Genomic DNA, 2,495 nt, shown 5'->3' with positions numbered 1-2,495 from the left:
AACACAGTGGACGCGAGCAACTGAGGACAAGCCCTCGGCCTATTAGTACCGGTCACCTCCACACGTTACCGTGCTTCCAGATCCGGCCTATCAACCCAGTCGTCTACTGGGAGCCTTACCCCATCAAGTGGGTGGGAGTCCTCATCTCGAAGCAGGCTTCCCGCTTAGATGCTTTCAGCGGTTATCCCTCCCGAACGTAGCCAACCAGCCATGCCCTTGGCAGAACAACTGGCACACCAGAGGTTCGTCCGTCCCGGTCCTCTCGTACTAGGGACAGCCCTTCTCAAGACTCCTACGCGCACAGCGGATAGGGACCGAACTGTCTCACGACGTTCTAAACCCAGCTCGCGTACCGCTTTAATGGGCGAACAGCCCAACCCTTGGGACCGACTCCAGCCCCAGGATGCGACGAGCCGACATCGAGGTGCCAAACCATCCCGTCGATATGGACTCTTGGGGAAGATCAGCCTGTTATCCCCGGGGTACCTTTTATCCGTTGAGCGACGGCGCTTCCACAAGCCACCGCCGGATCACTAGTCCCGACTTTCGTCCCTGCTCGACCCGTCGGTCTCACAGTCAAGCTCCCTTGTGCACTTACACTCAACACCTGATTGCCAACCAGGCTGAGGGAACCTTTGGGCGCCTCCGTTACTCTTTAGGAGGCAACCGCCCCAGTTAAACTACCCATCAGACACTGTCCCTGATCCGGATCACGGACCCAGGTTAGACATCCAGCACGACCAGAGTGGTATTTCAACGACGACTCCACGAACACTGGCGTGCCCGCTTCAAAGTCTCCCACCTATCCTACACAAGCCGAACCGAACACCAATATCAAACTGTAGTAAAGGTCCCGGGGTCTTTCCGTCCTGCTGCGCGAAACGAGCATCTTTACTCGTAGTGCAATTTCACCGGGCCTATGGTTGAGACAGTCGAGAAGTCGTTACGCCATTCGTGCAGGTCGGAACTTACCCGACAAGGAATTTCGCTACCTTAGGATGGTTATAGTTACCACCGCCGTTTACTGGCGCTTAAGTTCTCAGCTTCGCCATCCCGAAGAATGACTAACCGGTCCCCTTAACGTTCCAGCACCGGGCAGGCGTCAGTCCGTATACATCGCCTTACGGCTTCGCACGGACCTGTGTTTTTAGTAAACAGTCGCTTCTCGCTGGTCTCTGCGGCCACCCCCAGCTCGAGCAGCAAGTACTCTCACCAGGTGTGGCCCCCCTTCTCCCGAAGTTACGGGGGCATTTTGCCGAGTTCCTTAACCATAGTTCACCCGAACGCCTCGGTATTCTCTACCTGACCACCTGAGTCGGTTTAGGGTACGGGCCGCCATGAAACTCGCTAGAGGCTTTTCTCGACAGCATAGGATCATCCACTTCACCACAATCGGCTCGGCATCAGGTCTCAGCCACAAGGTGTGCGGATTTACCTACACACCGGCCTACACCCTTACCCCGGGACAACCACCGCCCGGGCTGGACTACCTTCCTGCGTCACCCCATCACTCACCTACTGCAAGTCTGGTTCGTCGGCTCCACCACTTTCCTTTCCCCGAAGGGTCCGGAACGGCTTCACGGACTTAGCATCGCCTGGTTCGATGTTTGACGCTTCACAGCGGGTACCGGAATATCAACCGGTTATCCATCGACTACGCCTGTCGGCCTCGCCTTAGGTCCCGACTTACCCTGGGCAGATCAGCTTGACCCAGGAACCCTTAGTCAATCGGCGCACACGTTTCTCACGTGTGAATCGCTACTCATGCCTGCATTCTCACTCGTGAACCGTCCACAACTACCTTCCGGTGCTGCTTCACCCGGCACACGACGCTCCCCTACCCATCACGATCCCCGTTGGGGGTACATATCGCAATGACACGACTTCGGCGGTACGCTTGAGCCCCGCTACATTGTCGGCGCGGAATCACTAGACCAGTGAGCTATTACGCACTCTTTCAAGGGTGGCTGCTTCTAAGCCAACCTCCTGGTTGTCTCTGCGACTCCACATCCTTTCCCACTTAGCGTACGCTTAGGGGCCTTAGTCGATGCTCTGGGCTGTTTCCCTCTCGACCATGGAGCTTATCCCCCACAGTCTCACTGCCGCGCTCTCACTTACCGGCATTCGGAGTTTGGCTAAGGTCAGTAACCCGGTAGGGCCCATCGCCTATCCAGTGCTCTACCTCCGGCAAGAAACACACGACGCTGCACCTAAATGCATTTCGGGGAGAACCAGCTATCACGGAGTTTGATTGGCCTTTCACCCCTAACCACAGGTCATCCCCCAGGTTTTCAACCCTGGTGGGTTCGGTCCTCCACGAAGTCTTACCTCCGCTTCAACCTGCCCATGGCTAGATCACTCCGCTTCGGGTCTTGAGCGCGCTACTAAACCGCCCTATTCGGACTCGCTTTCGCTACGGCTTCCCCACACGGGTTAACCTCGCAACACACCGCAAACTCGCAGGCTCATTCTTCAAAAGGCACGCAGTCACGAGA

The 2,495-nt window shown here is 56.7% G+C and carries 1 rRNA gene; it reads right to left on the bottom strand.

Annotated elements, in window-relative coordinates:
- Positions 1-22 precede the first annotated feature (22 nt).
- Positions 23-2,495 (bottom strand): 23S ribosomal RNA (locus tag ADK36_RS08095); the annotation flags it as partial.

Origin of the sequence: Streptomyces viridochromogenes, from assembly GCF_001270495.1 — a bacterium.
GTDB lineage: Bacteria > Actinomycetota > Actinomycetes > Streptomycetales > Streptomycetaceae > Streptomyces > Streptomyces viridochromogenes_A.
This window is presented reverse-complemented; position numbering and strand designations above follow the sequence as displayed.